This is a genomic window from Nocardia sp. CC213A, from assembly GCF_030766805.1.
In the GTDB taxonomy this organism is placed as follows: Bacteria; Actinomycetota; Actinomycetes; order Mycobacteriales; family Mycobacteriaceae; genus Nocardia; species Nocardia otitidiscaviarum.
Genome location: NZ_JASFXA010000003.1, coordinates 311,739 through 335,640 on the forward strand (window position 1 = coordinate 311,739; position 23,902 = coordinate 335,640).

Genomic DNA, 23,902 nt, shown 5'->3' on the forward strand with positions numbered 1-23,902 from the left:
GTCGACGACGAGGGGGAGTGTTTGATGAACGTGCGTGTTCTCGGGCAGGGCTTGGCCCTGACTGCGGTCGCGGTCGGCCTGATCGCGGCCGGTTGCGCCCGCACCATCGACGGCGAGGCAGTGGCCAATGAGACCGACCGCGCCGCTTACGTCTCCTCGGTATCAAGCTCCGCCGCTGCGGCGACGTCCGCCCGAGCGCACACCGCCAAGGTCACCGTCTGCGGGGGCTTCTTCAGGTCCGCGGTCGACGTCAAGTTCAAGCTCAGCGCCTTCAGCCGCGAGCTGGAGGCCCAGCAGGACCGCGAGGCCGCCCGAACCAAGGCTCGCGACGCCGCGACCGCACTGTCCTCCGCCGCCACCACGGTCACCGACGCACTACGCGACAACCCCTCGATTCCCGCGACCCTCAACGCGGCCATGTCCGAATACGCCAGTGCCGCAAAAGATTTCGCGTCCGAGCTGAACAAGCTGGCCGTCGGCTCGACCTCGCCCGAGATATTCATCGCCGCCGACGACCGCTATCGCGCGGCCCGCGACGCGGCACTCGACAGTTGCTCGTGAGCGAGTGGACGCATGCTTGCTCGAGTGGTCTCGGTGGCCGGGCTGGTGCGAAACTCGGAGCGCTTGCCGGTGCGGCGTTCTCCGGCCACGGTTTGCATGGGCGTCAGTGCCACGATAGATGGTCTCGTCCCCAGATTGGGTGGATCCTACGTCGTGGAACCGCCGCTCAGTAGCGGGTGGAAGGATGGATCACAGTGTCACGGGCGGACAACCGCAAACAATTGGCATGGCCACGAGAATGGGGTCCGGCCAGGCCACCCGGTCAACTCATCCTTGTTATCGCAGCGTTCGGCTTGGCCGGCATCGTTCTGATCGGTCCGTTCGCCAGTGACTTCCTCGGGCGTGGCGATCAGCTGAACGGCGTGCTCGGTGTGGTCGGCGGGCTGACCGCATTGACCATGGCGGCGTCACTGATTCCTGCTGCCCGTATCAGACGCGATAAGCTGCCACGCCTGTCTGTGACTGCTGTCGGTGATCACGTTCGAGGCCTCCGTATCGATGTTCGGGCCTCGTGGCGTCCAGTGATGGCCGTCTGGTTGCTGCTGGGTGCGGGATTCCTGGTGCTGCGGGGGGCCATCGCCTTCGGCGACTATTCCACTACCGACGATCCTGTCCTGCTGGGCTTGAACGCCGGCGGGATCGTGGTGGTCGTGATCGTTCTAGTCGCGATTGTCGGCGTGTTGGCATCCATGGTTTTCGGCCGTCACAAGCACTTCTTCGCCCTTACTGAGAAAGGTGTGGTCAAGGCGGCAGGAAGGTCGATCTCGGCCATCGCCTGGGACGATATCGACCGCATCTCACCGGTCATGTATGCCAATGTTCATGCGGTGCGGATTACTCCACGTCCCTGGGTGAATGTGGATGTGGAGGGCGGAGGATTCGGCCGTGATGAGCTGGAGATGTCGATCACCGTTCTCGCATGGCATCTCAAGATTGATCCGCCTCTGCTCTTGCGTGTGGTTCGGTTCTACTCGAGGTATCCGGAGCTTCGCAGTGAACTCACGTCGGATGTGGCGATCGACCGGATGCGCCGAGCGGACTTCCGCCCGCCGAAGATCTTGCGGGACGATAGCTCCCGCGACGGCTCCGCTGGCTGGTCCCCTCTCCGATTCCGAAGCGCACGGGGTCTGGATTCTCCCTGGTGACGTCATCGACGCGACATCGGTCGTGCCGTCTCCCAGTAGGAGTGGAACCGGGGCGTCGCCGCAGGCTGACGGTCGGCTGTCAGCTTGAACTCGCTAACTTTGAGGGGGGCAATTCCGCTGCGATTGGTTCGACGTGTCGGTAGCGCGGCGCCCGGTCAACCGCCCTGGGATTGCCTAGGAGATGGATACCGTCGGCGACGCCTGGCGCTCGTCTTGGCGAGGTCAGATCGGTTGCCATGGACGCGCTCGGCAGCTGCGGATCTGGTAGCGTGCCTGGTCAATTGAGTTGGCTTGACAGGGGGTAGGTATCGTGCTGGTCGATCCAGCGATCTTGCGGACGTTCGCGGGGCAGGTCGAGGGTGCGTCGCAAACGATCACAGGGGCGGATTTGGCGGGCAAAGTGAAGAGCGCCTTCGACGGGATGCCTGGTTCGGAGGCGCAGTGGGCTGCGAGTCTGGCTGGCGATTGGTTGCGGCAGCCGCTCGACCAGTTTGCAGGTCAGGTGTCGGCCATGGGCGACGCGGTGCGGGGTGCTGCCGGTACCTACGAAGTGATGGACGAAGACCTCGCCGCCACGTTCGAGGGTCTGATGGTCGATGACCCGAGTTCGGGCGGGTCGCTGTATGGGCCCCTGGGCGACAATATCGAGATCATTGGGGAGCCCGAGCGGTGATTCCGACTCGCACGACCTTCGCTACCTGGGATATCGCTGGCCTCCAGGCTGCCGCCACGACCACCAACAGTAGCGGCAACACCCTCGAAGTGGCGACCCATGACTTACAGCGCAATTGTGAGAACCTGCCCGAGATGCGTGGGTGGGAGGGCAAAGCACACGATGCCGCGACAACTATGTTCACCCGGGCGTCCCGGCAGGGCCGCTTCTTCAACGACGTCGCGTTGGCGATGGCTGCCGTGCAAGCCAACGCTGGCCAGACCTTTTCCTCATTGAAAACTCGGCTCGACAACGCTGTCTCGATGATCGAGTCGGGGCCGCTGTTCGTCAACGACTTATGGGTCGTCCTGCTCAAGCCGGAGCCGATGGACGACGAGCGCTACAAGGCATTGCAGAATGCCCAGAAGGCGATGCAAACCAACGTGATCAATCCTCTGCTCGTCGAATTCGATGCCGCCGACAAGGATCTGGTACACCGCGTCTTCACGGTCGCCTCCAAGTACACCAGCATTCCTCTATCAATCGCCCAGCTCGTGCCCAAGCCCGACAGCGGTGTGCCTGTCCCCAACACCGAAGACGGGCTCGCCCGTCAGGAGCAGATCCAGAAGCAGGACGCCGCGACCACAGTCCGGGATACCCAGGAGCAGGAGTGGTACGGGAACACCAAGACGACGATCACCATGCAGGACGGCAGCAAACATGTAGTCGTCTCGATCGGTAGCATCGAGGACACCAGCGGCTACTCGCCTGAGCGATACTCCTACAACGAACTCGGCTTGCCGATGGGCTCGGACGGTCTTCCCCTCGGCTCTCCGCCGACCGGCTGGTCGTATCAGGTGGAGACCGTGTACGACCCCTCCGGGAAAGTCGTCGCGACGACCAGCACCAAAACCGATCCGACATCCGGCTACAAGACAACGGAATCGGTGATCACCGACCAGTCGCGCACCGTGCTGTGGCAGGACGCCGACGGTCGGCGAGGCGGAACGGTCACCGACCTCACGACCGGAACAACCACGCCGATACCCGAGCCGATCATCGACAGATCGCTCAACATGCCCACTACCGCGGACCTCACCCACCCCGTCCTGACCTCGGTTGGCGGGGCGATCTCGGGACTGGAGAACTACGCCGGCAAGACTGGTGCGAGCATTCCGGGCATCAGCGACGCCCAGATCAAATCCGTCGGCATCGGAGCGAAATATGGCGGCCCGGGCCTGAGCCTCGCCGTCACCGCATGGGACGTATGGAACGCAGAGACCGCGACCCAGAAATGCATCGCTGGCATTTCCGGAACGGCGGGCACAGCAGGTGGCGTAGTTGCCGGTGGATTGGCTACGAGCACAGGAATCGGCGCGGTCGCCACGGTTCCCATAGCTATGGGCGGTACTTGGCTGGCTGGATGGCTTGGGAAAGAAATCGGAGAGATGGTATGTCAGTGACGCGATCGGGATTCTCTCGCTATCCCCTCCCTCCTCAATGGCATCGATCACGCTGGATGCGTTGGGCGGGTGTAATACTCGTTTCAGGATTCGCTCTTTTCCTCATTGGGAACTTGCCTGTTGCGATCGCTCGAGCCGACGTACTCAAGGTTGCGTTCCTGGTAACGGCAGGGGCTGCTTTCAGCTGCATGGCGGTGTTTGGCCTGGCCATGGTTCGCAACACCGGTCGGGCGCGCGTTGATGAAGCATCTATTCGACTTTGTGACGAAGCTACCGTCGTAGATCCTGCGCCGTACATCAAGAGCTCGCGGATCGGGATGATTCTGTTCTTGATACCCGCAGGCGTGATATTCACCTATGGGGCATGGTCCGGCGATCTCAACATACCGCTCACCGATGGGCAGCGCATATTCTTCCCGTTCGGGGCGATTTTCACGGTGTTGTGGGCATTGTACGAAGGCTCGCAGCTTCGAAAAAAGAAGGCGATGGACCTGACATTGAGCCCATCCAGCCTCTCCTACCCGAGGCCATCGTCTGGAATGGGCTCCGTAGAATGGAGATCAATAGAAGAAGTTAGTTCCGGAATCGAAAAAGGGCGCAGAAGTAAGCCCTATGAAGTCATATTGAAAATGGCGGGTAACTCGAAATCGGAATACCGCGTGATAAATGCTCATATTCCATCAATCGGTGCCGCTGCGACCTACTGGTTGATTCGCTTCTACCACAAGCATCCAGAACTGCGTGAAGAACTTGCCGACCACCGAGCCGTTGATCGCATTCGAGATTATCGGTTGATTGATCAAGACGACTGGATCGTCCGAGGCTCGTAAGAACCCGGACAACGCGACAAGGAGTCGAGTTGCGATTAGCTAAAAACAGCCGAGACGACGATGCTGGTAAATCGGTAGCGAGAAAGCCCTTCCGCTGTGAGTTCGCCTAAACCAAGTCCGGACCCTTATGCCGACTTTCCTCCCGAGTATCTCGCCATCATGGCCGATGCTGCACGCAGTTCTAGTGAAGCAGCATCAGTACCAGAGTCTGCCGAACATAGAGTTGACGCAGCTGAACAAGAGAAGACGCAGCGTCAACAGGAGTGGCTGATTGAGGACGACTATCGGCCGATAATAAGCTACTCCCTGTATAAGCCTGACTGCTGAACTGGGGCTACCGCAGCAATTGCTGTCGTAGCGGGCATCATTACTGAGCCTCCATCATCGGGTGGGGTTGACGACTTCGTTCGGCAGCGCGACCACACCCGCGACCCATGCCTACCAGAAGATGACCGAGGCAAGAGAGAGCATTTAGTCCGTCTCGATGTTGAGCATCACCAACTAGGCGGGGCTAGTCCGATGAGTTATGCGGCGAGATCAGCAGCGTCAGTCTCGGCGCTCGTTGAGGCCGTCCGTGAACCCTTGACGAAGCGTGGCTTCCACATCGTAGAAGATGGCTGCACATCGTCTATGCTGTTCCGGCACTACCGATATCGACCAGCATGGGGGGACAGTGGTTCAGGTCAGCGTGGGTCAAGCCTTCGCCGAATTCACTCTCGACGGTCTTCTCGGCAAGGGCGGAATGGGCAGCGTCTATCTTGCCCGACATCCCCGTTTGCCTCGTCGGGTAGCACTGAAACTCCTTGCCGCCGAAGTTTCCACGGATCCGGAGTTGCGACAGCGATTCGACCGTGAGGCCACAGCTATTGCACGTTTGGACCACCCCTGCATCGTCGGCATTCACGACCGCGGAATGGACGACGGTCACCTGTGGATCGCTATGCAATACATCGAAGGCGTCGACGCCTCCCGCGTCGATCCGCGCGAGATGACCGTGGAGCGGGCCTTGCGCATCGTCACCGACACGGCATCCGCCCTGGATTACGCACACAGCCAAGGCGTCCTGCATCGCGATGTGAAGCCGGCCAATATCCTGCTTTCCGCCGCTCACACTGGCCGGGAGGAACGTGCGATCCTCACCGATTTCGGCATTGCCCGCCTGGCCGACGCGAACACCCAGCTCACCTCTACGGGACTGGTCACCGCGACCTTGGCGTTCGCCTCTCCCGAGCAGCTGTCCGCGGAACGAGTTGATTCGAGATCGGACCAGTACTCGCTGGCCTGCACGTTTTTCACGCTGTTGGCCGGACAGCCGCCCTTCGCATCGACGAATGCGGGACAGGTTGTCGCCGCGCATCTCAGCAAGCCGTTCCCGCGGCTCAGCGGTTTCCGAGCGGATGTGCCGCCGATGCTCGATGACGTGTTGGCGCGTGCCGCCGCCAAGCACCCGGACGGACGGTTCGCCAACTGCTCGGAGTTCGTCGCGGCTGCGGCCGCAGCGCTTGCCGGGCAAGCACCGGTGCTACCCACACCCCCCAGCCCGCAGGCTGCGCCGGGTTTTGGGCGGAACCAGGTTATGCCGGGATTCCCCGCGCCTCCGCCGTACCCGCACTCCGGCTCACGCCCGGCCGCTGTGGCTGCCGCTGCTTTCGCGGCAGTCGCGGCCACCGTTGCCGCCGCGGGTGCGCTGCGACTGTGGGTCATCTACTCCGGCATGAAATCCGAGATCAGCCAACTCTCGGGCTACGACAGCGACAAGTACCCACTGGCCTACTTCGGTGTGGGTACCCTTGCCGCGACGCTCATCGCGTTGCTCCTGTTCGGAGGTGCGGGCCTGCTGCTCGCGCAGAAGCCCGCCGGACGTCCCCTTGTGCTGTCCGGAAGCGTGAGCTACGCGATCGGCGTATTGCTGGCGCTGACGGCCGACGACCGAGCCTTCACGGCATTCGACCTGACGATCGAGAGGGCGGTGTGCGTTGTCGGACTGATCTTTTCGATCGTCGCGGCGATATGCGCGCTATTGCCCTCGGCGGCGCTCCCGCGGGATCCCCACCGATCCCACAACCGCGCCGCGTTCGGGCCGGGCGTTATCACCGCGGCGATATCGTCTCTGCTGTGCGCGGTCATTGCCGCAGCGGCCACATGGCGGATCTCGGACACCTTGGAGTGGTACAGACAGAACTCCGCCTTCAATCACCGTGTGTGGTTGATTCTGGCCGCGGGTACCGTGCTACTGCTGCTCGTGGGCGTCATCCTACTGTTCGCCCGGTTGGCCGCCGGACGATTCCTCGTCACCGCGGGTGGTGTGTGCATGATGCTCATGGCCTCGGTTCAGGTGTTTCTCCCCGAACCTGAGGTTGCTCTGATCAGCAAGCCGTTGCCGTACCACGGCATGCCTCTGATTACCGCGGTCGGTGTTGTCGCACTAGTGCTTTCGATCACCGCGGTCCTGAGTTGCCACGTTCGGTCAACGGTTCGCGCGATGACCGGTTGACGGGGTCGCTCAGCGTGGAATCACCGTGAGCTGCCCCCAACCCTTGGCGTACAGCGTTCGAGTCTTCGGATCGAAGGCCAGCCCGTCCGGCGTCTCACCCACTCGCTCGATCGTGGTGGTCACGACGCGCGCCTGTGTGTCGATGACGACGATCGAATCCAGTACCGGCCCGTCCTCGCTGACCGCATAGGCGGTATGGGATGCCGAATCGACGACGATTCCTCCATGTCCGGAGTTGTCCAGAACCGTCGCCATCGTGTTGTTCGCCAAGTCGAACACCGCGATCTTGTCGCGGCCGGTCGCGTAGCCGGTACCGGTCTGCGGGTCGACGGCGATATGGACCAGATGGGTGCCATCGGGTCCGGCGATGGCACCGCGCACTCGGTTCGTCTCGAGGTCGACCGCTACGAGCCCCTTCGTCGCTTGCCCCGGATGCGATTCGTAGTAGCTGCCAACGACATAGGCGCTGCGGGTATCGGGGTCGATACTGACGTCCATCGCGTTGCGCCCGACGGGGATAGTTGCTTTCACCTCGGCCGAGTACGGATCGATCACCGACAGCGTGCTGCGCCCATTGGGCGCACTCTGGTCATCGAATCCGTTCACGTTGGTGACATAGACGTTATGCGTTACCGGGTCCACGGCAACGCCCCAAGATTCCTTTCCTGTGGGGATCGTCGCGGTGACCTGGTTGGTCGTGGTGTCGATGATGGACAGGGTACCGACCTCGGAGCTGTCGGTAGTGGTGCCTCCGCGCCCCACGACGTAGACCTGGTTCAGTTCGGGGTCGATCGCGAGGCCTTCCAGATTGTCGGAAAGCTGGATCGTCGCGGTGACATTGCTGCCTGCGGGATCGACGACCGATACGGTCCGGTCACTCTCGTCGGTGGCGTAGACCAGGCCGGTCTCGGGGTGGACCGCGACGTAGGTGCGGTCCATGGATTGCCCGAGCGCGATAGTCTCGAACGCTGCATCGGTGTCGCCTGTCCAGTAGGTGAAGCCCCCGGCGAACACGACAACCGCTACGGCCACCGCCGCCGCCAAACCGGCGAAGAGCAGCCCACGGCCACGAGAACCGAGACGCCACCGCGTCTGCGCGGACTGCGTTCGAACCACACCGGGATCCACGGCAGGACCGCGCTGGAACGGTGCGTCCGAGAGATCGGTCCGCGCGTCGAACGAGCCACTCGCCAGACCTCGTATTGCCGCCAGGACGACGGGTTGTCGCTCCTGGTCGCCGGTTAGCGGTTCGGGCACGGCACGGATGCGTTCCTGCGGAAAACCGACCCTGACCGCAGCCTCGATCAGTATTCCGACCTGCTGGGCGGACCATGACCGCGGGTGAATCAGAACGACCCCGGTCGGCCACCGGCCCGCGTGCACAGACTGCGCCCGCTCGACCACCGCCGCGAGGATGGCGGCGAAGATGGCGGGCGCCGGTATCACTCCCGCACCGATCTGAAAGGTGGTGTGTCCCACGTCGATCCAGCTTCTTGGTTCCGCGATGAATCCGACCCCATCGTTCGTGCCGCGCTGGACGGCCACGTCACCAACCTCGATTCGGGCCGGCGATTTTACGAAAACCGCTGCGGGCATCGAATTCCCGGTACTGGACAAGGGCAGCACGTGGGGCTGCCCGTAGTCGTCGGCCAGTGCCGCTGCGATGTAGGACCTGCCGAAATCCACAGCCAGCCAACCGGCCGGATCAACGCCCACCACTGAAGAACCCCCTCTAGGAACTGCATGCGGCACCGATCGTAGCTTCTGGCTCTCGCGCCCGGGATGGCGGCAGCCGTCAAGTTCTGGCGCGAGCCGATCCGGGCGCGGTCAGCGGGCGGTGGCCAAGCGTGCGTGTCTCGGGTGTGTTCGCGCGGAGACAGCGGTTGACCCCATCGAGCGCGCCCCACCCTCGGCGCGGCGCTCGCGCTCCAGGCGGGCGATGATCGCGGCGACGGTCCGGTTCTCGACCGGACGGGGCGAGAGGCGCGTTGTGAGCGTGGGTGCGAGCCAGCTCACGATGCCGCCGGTGGTCGCACCGATCAGGAACGGCAGCCAGTACGCGATCATGGTGTACTTCTTTCTGATTCGGGATCGTGGGTGGTCTCCATTGTTCGGGCCGCCTCACCGAGGTTCGGTAGGAGCACGGAGAATGCTCTGCGCCGCGCGCAGGGTGCGGCATTCGTCGGGAGGGCAGGCGCGGTGCAGCGCGCGCCTCGACCGCTTCGAGATGGTTCATCGCGCCGTCGTAGTCGCATCCGGCCAAGGCCAGTGCCCTGGGGGAGACGTATTCCATGGGGTTCGGCCTTTCGATGGTGCGGGTGGTGGACCACCGTGGTCAGTGCCGCGCTTCGGGGTGGTCGGGGGAGGCCAGGCGGGTTCTGATTCCCGGGATGAAGGAGTTCGGGCGGCTGAAGACCACCTCTTCCGGGCGGTCGGCGGATTGCATCGTGCGCAGCAGGTACCGTGTGCCGCAACGGAGTTCGATAGTCGTGTCGGTAATGGACTTGATTCTGGTGCGGGACAGCACGATGCCACGGGTCTCGGACAGCTCGACTACGTGCGCGCCGATTGTCACCCAGGTGGGAAGTGGGTCGGCCGTCATGATCGAATTCCCGCTTTCGGTGTCGTCGAAGGTGTGGTCCACCGGCTGAGCAAGCCCGAGGGATCGGCCGCTGAGACCGGGGTGGATTTGCCTCCGGGCCTGCGGTTTCCGGTTGTTGAACACCCTCGAGTAGACACCCGCCCGGGCTATTCTGGAAGCTCCGCATCGAAGTTGATCCGTATCTCGTTCGGCAGCCAGCACGGTGCCGCCAGAACGGAGTGACCCGGATAGCGAGGCTAACGATATGGCGGGTTCCACCATCCCCCGGAGAGCGTTGGGCCGGATATTGCACCAACTGCGGATACAGGCCGGGAAGACTCAGTTGGCCGCAGGATTGATCATTGATGTCTCCCCACAGGTCATCGGCAGAATGGAGGACGGGATACCGGTCAAGGTCAGCGGCGTGCAGGTGAAGGAGCTGCTGAGATGCTATGGGGCAGAGCGAGAATTGGCCGATCAGGCGCTGACGCTGTTCGAGGAGGTGAAGGCGGCCAAGGGCGACCCGCGGGGCGGGTGGTGGCGTGCGTACAAGGATGTGACGAGTAGCCATTTCGACCACTACATGAATCTGGAAGAAGCCTGTACCCGGTTGACCACCTTTCAGATGACCCTGCTGCCCGGCCTGCTCCAGACTCCCGGCTACCGCAGGTCGATGATCCTGGTGAAGGAGCCGGGGCGTTCCGCCCTCGACGTCGAGCGGGAGATCGAACTCGGTATTCGGAGACGGATGCGTCTCCTGGACGACCGCGATTTCGAGATGAATGTGTTTCTGTCCGAAGCGGTACTGCGGCACCGGGTAGGCGGTCCGGCGGTGATGGTCGAACAGCTCAGGCACCTGGCCGATATCGGGCAGTCGCCGAACGTGACCATCCGGGTCGTGCCGCGTGCCGCCGACGGCTACATCGGCCTGGTGGTCGGACAGTTCACCCTGTTCGAGTTCCCCGCACTGCGGCACAGCGGATTACAGGAGCCGCCGGTCGCCTTCGTCGAAGTCTTCACCGGCGCGCTGTTCTTCGAGGACGACGAGATGATCGAGAAGTACCGCACGGCGGTGGCGGACATCGCCGAGGTGGCGTTGGATGAGGGAGATACCAGACACATGGTTCTAGATTTCGCGAAGGAGTACTCGGCGTGAGTGAGACCCCATCCGCAGTGCGGTGGTTCAAGAGCAGCCACAGCCAGCCGCAGGGTGACTGTGTCGAGGCCGCGCACCTTCCGGGGGGTGAGGTCGGGGTTCGGGACAGCAAGGACGCAGCCGGTGCGGTGCTGGTATTCGGCGGTCTCGAGTGGGACGACTTCACCGCGGCCGTCCGGTCGGGTGCGTTCGATCTGCCCGCGTGAGGCTCTGGCCAGCGGAGGCACTCCCATAGGGAAGGCCTCCGCTGAGGGCGGGCCTACAGGCTGACTTCCAGTTGCAGCCCGAGTTCGTCCATGACCCGGTTCGCGGCCTCCCGGACCGGGCCACGCTGGGTGGAGACCTTCCCGTCGCTGGACACGATGTTGTTCCGCCAGATCGAAGCTGTGCGCCGCCAATCGATTTCGGTGGCGAGCCGCTTGTACTGCTCGAGCCGCCAGTCGAGGTCCGGGCTCTTGCGGACCTCGTAGGCCACGCGGCCGATCACGATGAGCCCCGTCGCGGTCAGGTTGATGTACTTCTGCCGGAAGTCGGCCACCTGGTTGGCGGGTCCACCGGTGGTGGGCAGTTCGCAGATTTCCCGCCACGGGTCCATATGTTCCGACATCGTTTCGATGAGCGTGACCGCGTCGGCGACGAACTCGTTGCGGGCAGCCGGATCGCCAATCAGCAGCGTGCTCTGCTTGGAGACCGAGTCCTCGTTGAGCGCATGGTCGTTGAACAGCAGTTCCTTGACGAACTGGCGCACCTGATTGAGCAGGAACACCGCCTGCGAGGCTTTGGGCAGCTTGGTCGAGGTGGCGTCGACACGTCCCCGGAACAGGTGTGTCCTCTCCACGAGGTCGGCGAGCACGCCATTGATCGGTTCGCGCGTGTTGTACACCGCGAGCAGGCTCGCCGGAATCTGCTTGGTCTGCGCGGCATCCGCGAAGTCCTGGTGGATGCGTTTGAGGTCGTCCTCGACGACGATGAGCACCGCGAGGCTGTCGTCCTCGAAACCGGCCTCCAGGTCCATCAGCCCGGGGGTCGCCGCCCGCCCGGTGCCGTGCCCCTTGATCGCGGTGATGCGATGCTGCCCATCGGTGACGTAGAACCGCACATTGTCGCCGATCACCATGAACCTGAATCGCCCCGTGTTCTGGTCTATCCCGGGTTTTTCGGAGGCGGGATGTTGGATTCTTGTGCCACCCTGATGAGGAGGAGTGGTATGGGACGGCGCGGGTATCCACCGGAGTTCCGGCGGAAGGTGCTTGATCTGGTCGAGGCCGGCCGCAAGGTCGCCGACATCGCCCGGGACTTGGACATCAGCGATCAAACGATCTACACCTGGCGTCGCCAGGACCGCATCGACCGCGGCCTGGAAGCGGGCCTGACCAGCGCGGAGAAAGCCGAGCTGATAGCGGCGAAACAACGTATCGCGCAACTGGAAGCCGAGTTGGCGGTGCACCGCCGGGCGACGGAGTTGTTGAAGGGGGCGGTGCGCCCAAAAGCCACCTACGCCGCGATCGCGGCGATGGCTGAGGAAGGACTGTCGATCCAGATCGCCTGTCGGGTACTCGGAGTCTCCGAATCCGGCTTCTACGACTGGCGTTCCCGCCCGCCGTCGCAGCGGGAGGTCCGTCATGCCTGGTTGACCGAGCTGATCGCCGAGATCCATCAGCGTTCTCGCGGTGCCTACGGCAGCCGCCGGGTACACGCCGAACTCCGACTGGGCCGCGGCATCGTGGTCGGACACGGGGCAGTCGAGTTGCTCATGCGTCGCGCCGGGATCGTGGGCGCGATCGGTCGGCCGAAGTGGAAGCATGCCAAGCCCGATCAGATCGCCAGCGACCGGATCAACCGAAATTTCACCGCTGAAGCGCCAAATCGCAAGTGGCTCACCGACATTACTGAACATCACACCCGCGAAGGAAAGGTCTACTGCGCGGTGGTGCTGGACGTCTACTCCCGGCGGGTGGTGGGGTGGTCGATCGATTCCACGCCGAACGCCGCCCTGGTGACCAACGCGCTCGGGATGGCCATCGACACTCGCCGCCCTAGCGTCGGGACGATCATTCATTCCGACCAGGGCACGCAGTTCGGGTCATGGGCATTCACTCAGCGCGCCAAGGACTCTGGGCTCGTTCCGTCGATGGGCAGTGTCGGTGACTGCTACGACAACGCGATGATGGAATCGTTCTGGTCGCGGATGCAGGTCGAACTCCTGGACCGTCGCCGTTGGAACACCCGCGTCGAGTTGGCCAACGCGATCTTCGAGTACCTCGAAATCTTCCACAACCGACAACGTCGTCACAGCAGCCTCGGCATGCTAGCCCCGATAGAATTCGAGAACACAACCATCGTGGCATGAAGTCCAGCAACCCGGCTCCGAGAAACCCAGGGCAGACCACGGTGCGCACGGAACCCGGGGAGATTCAACCCGAGGCGGTTCTTGAAGTTGCCCCGGGGCACGTGCAGTGCCGGCAGTTGGCGCGCGTTGAGCGTGACGGGCGGCAGGATGTAGTTGTCGCGGTTCTCCCGGACATAGGTGTTGATGTTCTTCACGTGGTCGGCCATGAGCGGCCGGTTCGTGGTGTTCGCGGGGTCACCGCCCTTCTCGGCGGATTCGGAGACCACCTGCCGGGCCAGGAACGCGTAGGGGAACGAGGTGGAGATCATGGTGCGCTTGCCCTGCTGGAAGACGGTGCAGGGGAAGACGCGCGCCCCGGCCGCGGCGGCATCGGCGGACGCGGCGGCGAGGGCCCGGTCGAGTCCGTCGTGCTCTGTGAGTCCCATGTGATTGTCGATCATGGTGCGATTCCTTGTCTTTCGCTTTCGAGGAGATTCGTTGGCGTGACCGGGCCGGCTTGCTCCGACCCGGTCGTTGGTGAACGAATTGCTATGGCGCGCTGCCTGTGCGCCCCGAATGTGGTCAGCGTGCGGTGACGGTGTAGATCGTCGCGACGGGAGTGCTGTAGGTATCGCTGCTGACGTGACCGGTGACCACATCGGCCTTGGCGCCCTTGACCTCGAGCGAGTGGACACGCTCCCAGTTCGTGCCTTCATCGATCGCGATCGTCACGCGATAGGACTTTTCCGGGTCGAAGTTGACCGGTCCGAGCGAGGTGATCCGGAGTTCGTACCTGAAGATGCAACCGGCGGAACCGAAGCATTGCTTCTCGGTGACGGTCAACTCCGGAGCGAGGTTGGCGACGCCGGGGACGTCGTAGACGACAGCTGACGCCGGGGCAGTCGTGCGGGCGGTCCGGGTGGCGGCCGCTCCGGTGGCGGTGGTCGTGGTGGCCGCGCTGTGTTTATCGTCGCCGACAGCGGCCCCAATCGCCCCGAGTAGGACCAATCCACCGAGTACTCCGCCCGCGATAAGGGCGACGAGCTTTCCCTTGCCGACCGGTGCTGGCGGCGGTGTGGCGGTGGGATAGGGCTGGTAGGTCATGATGACTCCTGAGTGGTGCCCGGCGAGATCAGCCGGGCACGGTGACGGGAACTCGGTCAGGGGGTGTAGGACTCGTGGATCCAGGTGCAGCCGTCGACGGTGATGACATCGCCTTCGTCGAGCCGTACGTAGGAGGGACCTTCGTAGGCCTGGATATCGACGAGTTCAGATGAGGTGGCGCCCTTGTACGGGAGCCATTCGATGAAGCAGTAGCCGAAGTCGTCGGAGTCCGGGCCCGTGGTGCTGTAGAGGCCGGCCAGTACGTCCTCGCCGACGACCTGGGTGCCCTCGTTGAGCCAGGTGCGTGGGGCGGCGTGCGCGGTGCCGGTGGTGATCAGTACCGCCGCCGATGCGGCGATGATCAGGGTGAGGGTTCTACGAATCATGTGGATCGCGTCCTTTGTGCGTAGGGGTGATCGGACCGCGACCCATCCGGGGAACACGGTCGGTGAGGTAGGGCAGCCTGCCGTCGGGGCAATGCCAGTGGCTATGGCAGCCGGTTGAAGTTGCCGGTTGTGGAGGAGTGCTCACTTCGGAGCGGCTGACTCGTCAGATGCCAGCCACCGCAGCTAGAGCAGTGGTAGGTGCGCTGTTCACGTCGTCGGGGATCGCGGTGATCGATTCCGGCCAGCGCCAGTTCCGCGGTCTGTGGGTCGAAGTAGCGGATCTTCCCGGTCGACTCGCAGTGGGATCGACGCGGTAGCGGCGGCAGATCCCGTAGATCGTCGCCGTGCCGGAGGCGAATGGGCCGGTGACCACGGGCCGCGAGCCGGCGGCGTGTACCCCGGCCTTGCTCACGGTCGGTGCGCTGATCGCTGCGATGCCCCATGGCAAACCTCCTGTGACACAACCTGATCGAGATGTGTAGTGCGGAGAACCGGGTCGGCATCCGCTGATACAACGCAACGGTAGACGTAGAGTGAAAACATTGTCAATCAGAACTTTGGAGATTGACTTTAACGCCACCATGGGTGAAGCTGTCCAGACGAGAAAGGAGGCGTATGTCAGACAGTGCCCCGCTGGTCACCGCTGCCGAGATCTCCCGGCTGGCCGGTGTCACCCGAGCGACCGTCAGCAACTGGCGCAGGCGGCACGCCGATTTCCCGCCTCCCGTGGGCGGCAGCGAATCGCGGCCGGTCTTCGACCTGGGCGATGTCCGGAACTGGTTGCGGGAGCACGGCGTGGAATCGGCGGAGTCGCCATTGCGGGAACTGCGCACCCTGCTCCGCGCACAGGTGGCGCCGCAGCAGATTCCCAGTCTCCTGGACGAACTCACCGCGATCTCGACGTCCAATGGGACTTCGAGGCGTGGGAGAACCGACTCCGAGATCCTGAGGACAATGCGTGCCGCGGTGAGGGAGGTGGGTATGGCGGCAGCAGTGGAGGCCCTGGCCGAACGCGGTTTGGAAGAAAGCCCCACGACAGGCGTCTATCTCACCCCGGATGGGGTCGCTGATCTCATGGCGGAGCTCGCCCGTCCCACAGGGGACGCGCTCCTCGGCCGGGTGCTGGATCCCGCATGTGGGAGCGGCGGCTTGCTGGTAGCAGCCGCCCGGGCCGGCGCCCATGCATGCTTCGGTCAAGACGTGCTGCCTGTGCAAGCGCAGCGAGCCGCCCTCCTGCTATCGGTGCATGCTCCGGACACCGAGGCCGCGATCGCCGCTGGCGACAGTCTTCTGAACGATGCGTTTCCGGGGCTCGAAGTGGATGCGGTGCTGTGCAATCCGCCGTACCAGCAGCGCGACTGGGGGGCGGACGAACTGTCCCTTGATCCGCGGTGGAAGTTCGGAGTGCCATCGCGTGGGGAATCCGAGCTGGCCTGGGTGCAGCACGCACTGGCGCACTTGCGGCCGGGCGGCACAGCTGTGCTGTTGCTTCCTCCGGCCGTCGCGTCGCGTGCGACTGGCCGCCGGATCCGCGGTGAGTTGCTGCGTCAGGGTGCCCTCCGTGCGGTTGTCGGGTTGCCCGCGGGTGCGGCGCCGCCGCGGCAGCTGGGCTTGCAACTGTGGGTTCTGCGCGGTCCCACCGGTGGCGGTGTCGCCGATGAGGTGCTGTTCATCGACGCGACCAGGCACAATGCAGCCGCGGCCAACGCGGGCGAATGGCGGGAGTTGTCAGAAACCGCTGTCGAATCGTGGCGGGCATTCGATCGGGGTGATACCAAATCCGCCGCCACCTCCGACGTTGCGGCTGTGGTGCGTGTGATGGACGTGCTCGACGAGGACGTAGACCTGACGCCCGGGCGGTATGTCCGTGCGGTGGTCGATGCCGACCGGACGGTAGATGCGGTCGAGACCACGGTCCTTGAATTTGCGGGCGATCTCGCGGCCCTCAGCGGTGCGTTCGACGAGTTGCCGGAACTGACTGGAGCCGAGGAGAAGCCTTGGCGCACAGCGACGGTCGCCGATCTCGACAAGGGTGGCGCGTTGCGGTTGCTCAGCTACCGTTCACGTGATGAAAAAGAACCCGTGGCCGATGCGGATCTGGGTAGGCCGGTGCTGACCGGTCGTGATCTCGTTACCGGCGCCGCGCCGTCGGCGGTGGTCGATGCGGACTGGTCTGGCTCGGTGGTGGTGATCGAGGCCGGTGACGTGGTGATCCCACAACTTCGCGGCAACCGCGACGGTCAGCTCGGTGCCAGGGTCGCGGGCCGCGCCGACGCGGGTGCCGTCCTCGGCCCCAACGTGTTCCTGCTGCGCCCCGACCCCTCCCGTGTCGACCCGTGGTTCCTCGCCGGATTCGCCGCGGGTCCAGATAACGTGGCCGCGATGATGGGTGCGACAACTATCCGCGTCGTCCCCACCCGCCTGCGCATACCGTTGCTGCCCCTCGACCAGCAGCAGCGCTACGGCGCGGCCTTCCGACAGCTACACCGAATACGCAGCGCCGCCCGCCGCGTCGACGACACAGCGGGCAGACTGACCGAACTCATGGCCGCCGGCCTCACCGTCGGAGCGCTTGAACCACAACAACACTCCGCCGATACCGCGGAATCCACCTCTCGGAAAGGTAGGAAGTGAACACCAATAAGCACACCGAGCTGGCCAACCACGCATGGTCGGTCGCCGATCTGCTTCGCGGGGATTACAAGCAGTCCGACTACGGCAAGGTGATTCTGCCGTTCACCGTGCTCCGCAGGCTGGAGTGTGTGCTGGAGCCGACGCGGGAGAAGGTGCTCGCGGTGGTGGAGGCACGCGAGGACAGTGATCTGGATCTTGATCCGTTCCTGAAGAAGGCATCCGGTGTCCGCTTCTACAACCGTACGCCGCTGACCTTGAAGTCCATCCTGTCCGACTCCGGGCAGGTAGAGAAGAACATGATCAGGTATGTCGGTGGGTTCTCCGACAACGCCCGTGAGGTGCTGGAGAAGTACGAGTTCGCCCAGCAGATCAAACGGCTCGACGGGGCCGGGCTGCTTTATAAGGTGATCGGGAAGTTCGCCGATCTGGATCTGCGGCCCTCCGAGGTATCCAACCACAATATGGGCTACGTGTTCGAGGAACTGATCCGGCGTTTCGCGGAACAGTCCAATGAGACCGCCGGTGAGCACTTCACCCCGCGCGAGGTCATCGAACTCATGGTGAACCTGCTGATCGCACCCGATATCGATCTGGTCGGCACCCCCGGTGTCACCCGCAAGGTGCTCGACCCCGCATGCGGCACCGGCGGCATGCTCAGTGCGGCCGAAGACCACATCAAGGCATTGAATCCGCAGGCGCGCGTGGAGGTTTACGGCCAGGAGCTGAACCCCGAATCGTGGGCCATCTGCCGCTCGGACCTGATGATCAAGGACCAGGACCCCGACAATATCGTCTTCGGCAACTCCTTCAGCGACGACGGCCACAAGCACCTGCGCGCCGACTACCTGCTGGCCAATCCGCCCTTCGGTGTGGAGTGGAAGAAGGTCAAGGACGCCGTCGAGTGGGAGCACAAAACCCTCGGCGACGCCGGCCGTTTCGGCGCGGGCCTGCCTCGCATCAACGACGGCTCCCTGCTGTTCCTCCAGCACATGATCTCCAAGATGAAGCCCGTTGGCCCGAACGGCGGCGGTAGCCGCATCGCCATCGTCTTCAACGGTTCCCCACTGTTCACCGGCGCCGCCGAATCCGGCGAATCCAATATCCGCCGCTGGATCATCGAAAACGACTGGCTCGAAGCCATTGTCGCTCTGCCGGATCAGCTGTTCTACAACACCGGCATCTCTACCTACTTCTGGATCCTCACCAACCGCAAATCACCCGACCATGAGGGCAAGGTGATGCTTCTGGACGCCCGCGACTATTGGGAGAAGATGCGGAAATCCCTGGGCGACAAGCGCAAACGCATCGGTGACAACCAGATCGAAGAGATCACCCGCCTCTACCGCGACGCCCTCGACGTCGCCGCCGACCCCGACCACCCCCTGCACGGCAAGGTGAAGGTCTTCGCCAACAGCGATTTCGGCTACCAGCGCATCACGGTCGAACGCCCGCTGCGCCTGCGCTTCGAACTCACCGAGGACGCCCTCGACCAACTCACCGCATCGGCCCCGGTCCGCAAGCTGTACACCGACCCGACCGCCTTCGCGGACCTACTGCGCAATCTCCTCGGCAAGACCTGGAATACCAAGGCCGATGCCATTACCGCGCTCAAGGACGCGGTAGCGGGTGCCGGTGAACCCTGGCCCACCGGTACTCCCTTCGCCAAAGCCTTCCGCGACGCCCTCGGCGTTCGCGACCCCGAAGGCGAAGTGCAGCTCGTCAAGGGCGCCCCCGAACCCGACACCGAACTGCGCGACTACGAGAACGTTCCGCTCGAAGAGGACGTGAACGAATACCTCGCCCGCGAGGTCCTCCCACACGTCCCCGACGCCTGGATCGACCACAGCAAAACAAAGATCGGATACGAGATCCCCTTCACCCGGCACTTCTATGTGTACACACCGCCGCGTCCGCTGGAGGAGATCGACGCGGAGCTGAAGGCGTTGGAGACAGAGATTCAGGAGCTGTTGGGGGAGGTGACGCAGTGAACCCTGTCGTGGAAGCTCTCCCGCCGTCATGGCAGTGGACCCGGTTGGATCGAGTTGCCTCCGTTAACGCCCGAATTGGCTGGAAGGCTCTGACGGCGTCAGAGTATCAGCGAGAGGGATTCGCATTCCTTGCGACACCGAATATTAAGAAGCGGGACATCGATTTCGCAAACGTCAACTTCATTAGTGAGTATCGATATCACGAGTCGCCGGATTTGAAGTTGCGGCGCGGAGACGTTCTGCTAGCAAAGGATGGCAATACTCTCGGCATTGTGAATATCGTTCGGGACCTGCCGAGGCCTGCGACAGTGAATGGGTCAATAGCGGTCATTAGATCGCACAGTATTGAATCGCGGTTCTTACGATACGTAATCGCCAGCGATTTAATCCAGGGAGAGATTGGCGCAGTTAAAGGAGGCATGGGTGTGCCGCACTTGTTCCAGTGGGACATCAAGCGGTTTCGTCTGCCGAGCCCGCCATTTGACGAGCAGCGCCGCATCGCCGACTTTCTCGACGCCGAAACCTCCCGCATCGATCGGTTGGCTGAATTGCGGCGTCGACAAATCGAATCTTTGGCCGAGCGGTCGCGCGCGATCACTTCAGAAGTGCTCGTTCCGGGCATCCTCTCGGAGTCGAGGGGAAGGTGGCCCTGGCCGTGGTTGCCAGATCTGCCCGATGACCGTCCACTGGTTAGGCTTGGCTATGTCTGTAGAATCCAGAACGGGCTTACTGTGGATGGGAAGCGTCAGGCTTCGGCCGATTGGGTGACCAGGCCGTACCTCCGGGTCGCGAATGTTCAGGCTGGCTACGTTGACCTCGGCTCAATCACGGAGATTGCAGTTTCGAGAGATGTTGCCGCTCGCACGGCGCTCCGGCAAGGTGATGTGCTCATGACTGAAGGGGGCGATCTGGACAAGCTAGGCCGAGGTACGGTCTGGCATGGGGAGATTGACGGCTGTCTGCACCAGAACCATGTATTCGCCCTACGTCCAGAACGTGACCGGCTGGATGGCGAATTCCTGGCACTGATGACTCAGACTCTACACGGTCGTTGCTACTTCGAGAGCACGGGCGTGAAGACGACAAACCTGGCATCGACTAACAGTAGCAAGATTCTAGGCTTCCCAATCCCGCTGCCCTGCATCGAGAAGCAGCGGTTTTTGGCCGCACAAGTGGCGAACGCGCAGTTGATGATTGGAAATGCTGTACGCGTCCTCGAACGGCAACATACGCTTCTCTCCGAACGCCGCCAGGCTATCATCACTGCCGCCGTAACCGGCCAATTCGACGTAACAACCGCCAGCGGCCGAAACACCACCCAGGGGGTATAACCGCGATGAGCCCAGTCCATGACGAACTCACCTTTGGCGACTCCATCGTCGCCGCCATGCTCGACTACGGCTGGCACAAGGGCAATCCGCATGAGTACAAGCCTGAGCTCGGTGTGGATATGGGCGAATTGCTGGCCTTCATCAGGGCTACCCAGAACGACGAGTGGGATGAGCTGGTCTCCTTCTACGGGGGAGACCGGAACGCCGCCGAGCTTGGTTTTGCCAAAGTGGTGGATCAGCAGATCGGGATCAAGGGGTTGATCGAGACCCTGCGGTCGGGGGTGAAGGATCGGGGGGTGCGGATTCGGCTGGCGTATTTCAAGCCGAATTTGGTGACGTCGCCGGATGATTTGCGGGACTATCGTGCGAATCGGTTGACCGTGGTGCGGGAGCTGCCGTACGCGACGAAGCAGGCCGATGCCAAGCATCGGATCGATCTGGTGTTGCTGCTCAACGGGATTCCGGTGGCCACGGCGGAGTTGAAGAATCCGCTGACCGGGCAGACGGTGGAGGATGCGAAGGAACAGTATCGCAGCGAACGCGATCCGAGTGAGCTGATCTTCACACGGCGGGTGATCGCGAATTTCGCTGTCGACCCGCACCTGGTGTTCGTGGCGACCCAGTTGAAGGGGAAGAAGACACGCTTTCTGCCGTTCAACACCGGTTCGGAGGGGCCGGGGGAGGCCGGTGGCGCGGGTAACCCGGCCCCGACGGTGGCGGGCAAGTACGCGACCGCCTATCTGTGGGAGCAGATCTGGCATCCGGACAACTGGCTGGATCTGCTGGAACGGTTCGTGCACACTCACGAATCGAAGGGGCCCGGCGGGCGGGGGAGCCGGACGATCATCTTCCCGCGCTACCACCAGTGGGATGTGGTCAAGAAGCTCACCGCGCATGCGGCCACCCACGGTGCGGGCCACAACTATCTGGTGATGGCCTCGGCCGGTTCGGGTAAGTCGAACACGATCGGGTGGCTCGCGCATCGGCTCACCGATTTGCATACCGCGGCTGATCCCCGACTGCTCGACCCGGCGGCCGGATTGACGCCCGGTACACCGGTTTTCGACAAGATCATCATCATTACCGACCGCCGCAACCTGGACAGCCAGCTGCGCGAGACGGTGGGTAGTTTCGAGCGGGTGCACGGCCTGGTCGTCAAGATCGACGACCGGCAGGGCGCGAAGTCCGAGCAGCTGGCGCAGGCGCTCACGCAGGAATCCGGGAAGATCATCACCGTCACCCTGCACACCTTCCCGGCGCTGCTGGATTTCCTGCGCCGCAACCCCACCGAGCTGCGCGGCGGCAAGTTCGCGATCATCGTGGACGAGGCGCACTCCTCGCAGTCCGGTGACGCCGCCACCGCCGTCCGCGCCGCGCTGCGCGATCTCGGCCTGGACGCCGACGACGAGGAGGGCGGTGCGACGGAACTGAAGCTGGAACAGCGCCTCGACCGCAAAGCCGCCGAACGCGCACACGCGGCGAACCTGTCGTACTTCGCGTTCACCGCGACCCCCAAGGCCAAGACACTCGAATCGTTCGGCACCCTCGACGGCGACCGGTATCGACCGTTCCACACCTACTCCATGCGGCAGGCCATCGAGGAGGGCTTCATCCTCGATCCGCTGCGCAATTACGTCACCTACAAGACGTTCTACCGCCTGGTCAACGAAAACCCCTCCGACCGTGAGGTTCCCGAATCCAAGGCCAAGACGATGCTGGCCCGGTTCGCGCTCACCCACCCGTCCACGGTCGTGCAGCAGGCGCAGGTGATCGTCGAGCATTTCGTGGAGCACACCCGCGAGTTGCTCGGCGGGCGAGCCAAGGCCATGGTGGTCACCGATTCCCGCAAGAGCGCCGTGGCGATGGCGCGGGCCATCAAGCGGCATCTGGCCGATATCGGCTACGACAGGAAGTACCCGGATATCGGTGTGCTGGTGGCCTTCTCGGGCGCGCTCGACTACGAGGGCGAGGAGACCACCGAAACCAAGGAGAACGGCGGCCTGCCCGAATCCCAGCTGCCGAAGGCCTTCGCCTACACCCGTGCCGACGATGTCGCCACCCGCTCGGGCGGAGCGGGACAGCGCGAGTACCGGATACTGGTGGTCGCCGAGAAGTACCAGACCGGATTCGACCAGCCGTTGCTCACCACCATGTACGTGAACAAGAAGCTGCACGGTATCGCCGCCGTGCAGACCTTGTCGCGGCTCAACCGCACCCATGAACTGAAGACCCAGGCCGACCTCGCCGTGCTCGATTTCGCCAACGACGGCGAGGACATTCAGAAGTCGTTCCGGCCCTACTACGAACTGGCCGAGACGATGCCCACCGACCCGAACCTGCTGTATCTGGCGCAGACCAAAGTCATGGCCGCCCCGATACTCATCGAATCGGAGATGCGCGCGTTCGCCGAGGCCTACCTGACCGCCGAACAGCAGGCCGCCGGATCACAGGCGAAATGGCAGAAGCTACATGCCGAGCTGTACCGGCACCTCCAGCCAGCCGTGGACAGGTTCACCGCACTGCTGCACGGCGACGAGGAATCGGACGTGGAGCTCGCCGAACAGTTCCGGATCGAGCTGCGCGACTACGTACGCAAGTACGGATTCCTCGCCCAGATCGTGCCCTATCGGGATGCCGAGCTCGAGCTGCTGCACCTGTACGGCAAACATTTGCTGAATGTCCTGCCGCGGCGAGCCGATGGTGGGGTGGATGTCGGAGAGGTCGATCTCAGCCATGTCCGCGTCCAGCACATCGGGGACCTCGATCTCGGACTTGCCCCGGAAGGCCCGGCCACGCTCCGCGGATTCGGGGAATCGGCCGCCGCACCGAAGGAACCGGAGAAATCGTTGCTGTCGGAGCTGATCGACCAGCTCAACGAACGCTTCGGCACCGAATTCGACGAGGGGGACCTGGCGAAGCCCTACCAGGAGGCGATGGCCGATCCCGAGGTCCAGTTGGCCGCCGTCGCCAACCGCAGCGAGGACGAGTTCCAAGGCAAGTTCGTCGAGGTGTTCCAGGACAAGATGATGGAACACCTCGACACCGTCGCCGACCTCGGCAACAAGTACTTCAGCCGCTCCGAGCCCGCGTTCAAGGAAACACTGAACCGGCACGCCAGCCGGGCGGCGTGGCGAATGATCCGGCGACAGCACGGTCTGGACGGAGTAGCGTGACCGATTTCCCGAACCCCGTTCCCGGTCGCGACGCTGGAGTACTCGGCCCGGCTCAAACTGGAGGTAGGCAGATCG

Annotated in this window: 20 protein-coding genes; 13 read left to right on the forward strand and 7 right to left on the reverse strand. The window is 63.4% G+C overall.

Annotated features, from left to right (window positions below; all coding sequences use genetic code 11):
• The first annotated feature begins 24 nt into the window (after window positions 1–24).
• From QJS31_RS07335 to QJS31_RS07360, 6 genes are all read left to right on the forward strand, one after another.
• A complete protein-coding gene (locus QJS31_RS07335; protein ID WP_306356264.1) occupies window positions 25–561 on the forward strand; it encodes a hypothetical protein in 537 nt (178 codons plus the stop codon).
• 194 nt (window positions 562–755) lie between these two features.
• Window positions 756–1,706: a hypothetical protein gene (locus tag QJS31_RS07340; RefSeq protein ID WP_306356265.1), complete on the forward strand. Its 951-nt coding sequence runs from the start codon at window positions 756–758 to the stop codon at window positions 1,704–1,706.
• A gap of 310 nt (window positions 1,707–2,016) precedes the next feature.
• Complete coding sequence (locus tag QJS31_RS07345; RefSeq protein WP_306356266.1) at window positions 2,017–2,379, forward strand: WXG100 family type VII secretion target; 363 nt, start codon at window positions 2,017–2,019, stop codon at window positions 2,377–2,379.
• Complete coding sequence (locus QJS31_RS07350) at window positions 2,376–3,821, forward strand: hypothetical protein (RefSeq protein WP_306356267.1); 1,446 nt, start codon at window positions 2,376–2,378, stop codon at window positions 3,819–3,821. Before QJS31_RS07345 ends, QJS31_RS07350 begins: the two co-directional genes overlap by 4 nt.
• A gap of 113 nt (window positions 3,822–3,934) precedes the next feature.
• Window positions 3,935–4,651: a hypothetical protein gene (locus tag QJS31_RS07355; protein WP_306356268.1), complete on the forward strand. Its 717-nt coding sequence runs from the start codon at window positions 3,935–3,937 to the stop codon at window positions 4,649–4,651.
• 673 nt (window positions 4,652–5,324) lie between these two features.
• A complete protein-coding gene (locus tag QJS31_RS07360) occupies window positions 5,325–7,145 on the forward strand; it encodes a serine/threonine-protein kinase (RefSeq protein WP_306356269.1) in 1,821 nt (606 codons plus the stop codon).
• A 9-nt stretch (window positions 7,146–7,154) separates the two neighbouring features.
• Here the strand turns inward: QJS31_RS07360 and QJS31_RS07365 are convergent, their stop codons facing one another.
• The 3 genes from QJS31_RS07365 to QJS31_RS07375 form a co-directional block, all read right to left on the reverse strand.
• Window positions 7,155–8,864, reverse strand: a complete 1,710-nt coding sequence (locus QJS31_RS07365; protein WP_306356270.1) for a hypothetical protein — start codon at window positions 8,862–8,864, stop codon at window positions 7,155–7,157.
• Window positions 8,865–8,972: 108 nt separating this feature from the next.
• The gene (locus tag QJS31_RS07370) at window positions 8,973–9,212 is read right to left on the reverse strand and encodes a hypothetical protein (protein ID WP_306356271.1); all 240 of its coding nucleotides are present in this window, start codon (window positions 9,210–9,212) and stop codon (window positions 8,973–8,975) included.
• Window positions 9,213–9,480: 268 nt separating this feature from the next.
• Window positions 9,481–9,948 carry a hypothetical protein gene (locus tag QJS31_RS07375; RefSeq protein WP_306356272.1) on the reverse strand — a complete coding sequence of 156 codons (468 nt, stop codon included), beginning with the start codon at window positions 9,946–9,948 and terminating at the stop codon, window positions 9,481–9,483.
• Window positions 9,949–9,991: 43 nt separating this feature from the next.
• On the opposite strand from QJS31_RS07375, the gene QJS31_RS07380 reads away from it, so the two are divergent.
• Entirely contained in the window at window positions 9,992–10,882 is an 891-nt protein-coding gene (locus QJS31_RS07380) for a helix-turn-helix transcriptional regulator (protein ID WP_306356273.1), read from the forward strand.
• A complete protein-coding gene (locus tag QJS31_RS07385) occupies window positions 10,879–11,088 on the forward strand; it encodes a DUF397 domain-containing protein (protein WP_306356274.1) in 210 nt (69 codons plus the stop codon). The genes QJS31_RS07380 and QJS31_RS07385 overlap by 4 nt, the downstream gene beginning before the upstream one ends.
• 53 nt (window positions 11,089–11,141) lie before the next feature.
• Here QJS31_RS07385 and QJS31_RS07390 read toward each other — a convergent pair whose 3' ends face one another.
• Complete coding sequence (locus QJS31_RS07390; protein WP_306356275.1) at window positions 11,142–11,999, reverse strand: DNA sulfur modification protein DndB; 858 nt, start codon at window positions 11,997–11,999, stop codon at window positions 11,142–11,144.
• 90 nt (window positions 12,000–12,089) lie between these two features.
• On the opposite strand from QJS31_RS07390, the gene QJS31_RS07395 reads away from it, so the two are divergent.
• Entirely contained in the window at window positions 12,090–13,232 is a 1,143-nt protein-coding gene (locus tag QJS31_RS07395; RefSeq protein WP_306356276.1) for an IS3 family transposase, read from the forward strand.
• Here QJS31_RS07395 and QJS31_RS07400 read toward each other — a convergent pair.
• From QJS31_RS07400 to QJS31_RS07410, 3 genes are all read right to left on the reverse strand, one after another.
• Window positions 13,172–13,672 carry a DNA sulfur modification protein DndB gene (locus QJS31_RS07400; protein ID WP_306356277.1) on the reverse strand — a complete coding sequence of 167 codons (501 nt, stop codon included), beginning with the start codon at window positions 13,670–13,672 and terminating at the stop codon, window positions 13,172–13,174. The genes QJS31_RS07395 and QJS31_RS07400 overlap by 61 nt on opposite strands.
• Before the next feature lie 121 nt (window positions 13,673–13,793).
• Window positions 13,794–14,315, reverse strand: coding sequence for a hypothetical protein (locus QJS31_RS07405; protein WP_306356278.1), 522 nt, complete (start codon window positions 14,313–14,315; stop codon window positions 13,794–13,796).
• A 56-nt stretch (window positions 14,316–14,371) separates the two neighbouring features.
• Complete coding sequence (locus QJS31_RS07410) at window positions 14,372–14,701, reverse strand: hypothetical protein (protein WP_306356279.1); 330 nt, start codon at window positions 14,699–14,701, stop codon at window positions 14,372–14,374.
• A 615-nt stretch (window positions 14,702–15,316) separates the two neighbouring features.
• Between QJS31_RS07410 and QJS31_RS07415 the strand changes: the two genes are divergently transcribed.
• From QJS31_RS07415 to QJS31_RS07430, 4 genes are read left to right on the forward strand one after another with little or no spacing between them, the layout of a single operon-like run.
• On the forward strand, window positions 15,317–17,335 hold the full coding sequence (locus QJS31_RS07415; RefSeq protein WP_306356280.1) for an N-6 DNA methylase: 2,019 nt from the start codon (window positions 15,317–15,319) through the stop codon (window positions 17,333–17,335).
• Entirely contained in the window at window positions 17,332–19,323 is a 1,992-nt protein-coding gene (locus tag QJS31_RS07420) for a class I SAM-dependent DNA methyltransferase (protein WP_306356281.1), read from the forward strand. The genes QJS31_RS07415 and QJS31_RS07420 overlap by 4 nt, the downstream gene beginning before the upstream one ends.
• Window positions 19,324–19,331: 8 nt before the next feature.
• On the forward strand, window positions 19,332–20,654 hold the full coding sequence (locus tag QJS31_RS07425; protein WP_306356370.1) for a restriction endonuclease subunit S: 1,323 nt from the start codon (window positions 19,332–19,334) through the stop codon (window positions 20,652–20,654).
• A 5-nt stretch (window positions 20,655–20,659) separates the two neighbouring features.
• The gene (locus QJS31_RS07430) at window positions 20,660–23,827 is read left to right on the forward strand and encodes a type I restriction endonuclease subunit R (protein WP_306356282.1); all 3,168 of its coding nucleotides are present in this window, start codon (window positions 20,660–20,662) and stop codon (window positions 23,825–23,827) included.
• Window positions 23,828–23,902: the final 75 nt, after the last annotated feature.

What these genes read in the sequence shown, in the direction of transcription:
- QJS31_RS07400 (WP_306356277.1), bottom strand. Translation starts at nt 13,672, where the DNA reads ATGATCGACAATCACATGGGACTCACAGAGCACGACGGACTCGACCGG.
- QJS31_RS07415 (WP_306356280.1), top strand. Translation starts at nt 15,317, where the DNA reads ATGTCAGACAGTGCCCCGCTGGTCACCGCTGCCGAGATCTCCCGGCTG.
- QJS31_RS07390 (WP_306356275.1), bottom strand. Translation starts at nt 11,999, where the DNA reads ATGGTGATCGGCGACAATGTGCGGTTCTACGTCACCGATGGGCAGCAT.
- QJS31_RS07335 (WP_306356264.1), top strand. Translation starts at nt 25, where the DNA reads ATGAACGTGCGTGTTCTCGGGCAGGGCTTGGCCCTGACTGCGGTCGCG.
- QJS31_RS07430 (WP_306356282.1), top strand. Translation starts at nt 20,660, where the DNA reads ATGAGCCCAGTCCATGACGAACTCACCTTTGGCGACTCCATCGTCGCC.
- QJS31_RS07395 (WP_306356276.1), top strand. Translation starts at nt 12,090, where the DNA reads ATGGGACGGCGCGGGTATCCACCGGAGTTCCGGCGGAAGGTGCTTGAT.
- QJS31_RS07370 (WP_306356271.1), bottom strand. Translation starts at nt 9,212, where the DNA reads ATGATCGCGTACTGGCTGCCGTTCCTGATCGGTGCGACCACCGGCGGC.
- QJS31_RS07405 (WP_306356278.1), bottom strand. Translation starts at nt 14,315, where the DNA reads ATGACCTACCAGCCCTATCCCACCGCCACACCGCCGCCAGCACCGGTC.
- QJS31_RS07410 (WP_306356279.1), bottom strand. Translation starts at nt 14,701, where the DNA reads ATGATTCGTAGAACCCTCACCCTGATCATCGCCGCATCGGCGGCGGTA.
- QJS31_RS07380 (WP_306356273.1), top strand. Translation starts at nt 9,992, where the DNA reads ATGGCGGGTTCCACCATCCCCCGGAGAGCGTTGGGCCGGATATTGCAC.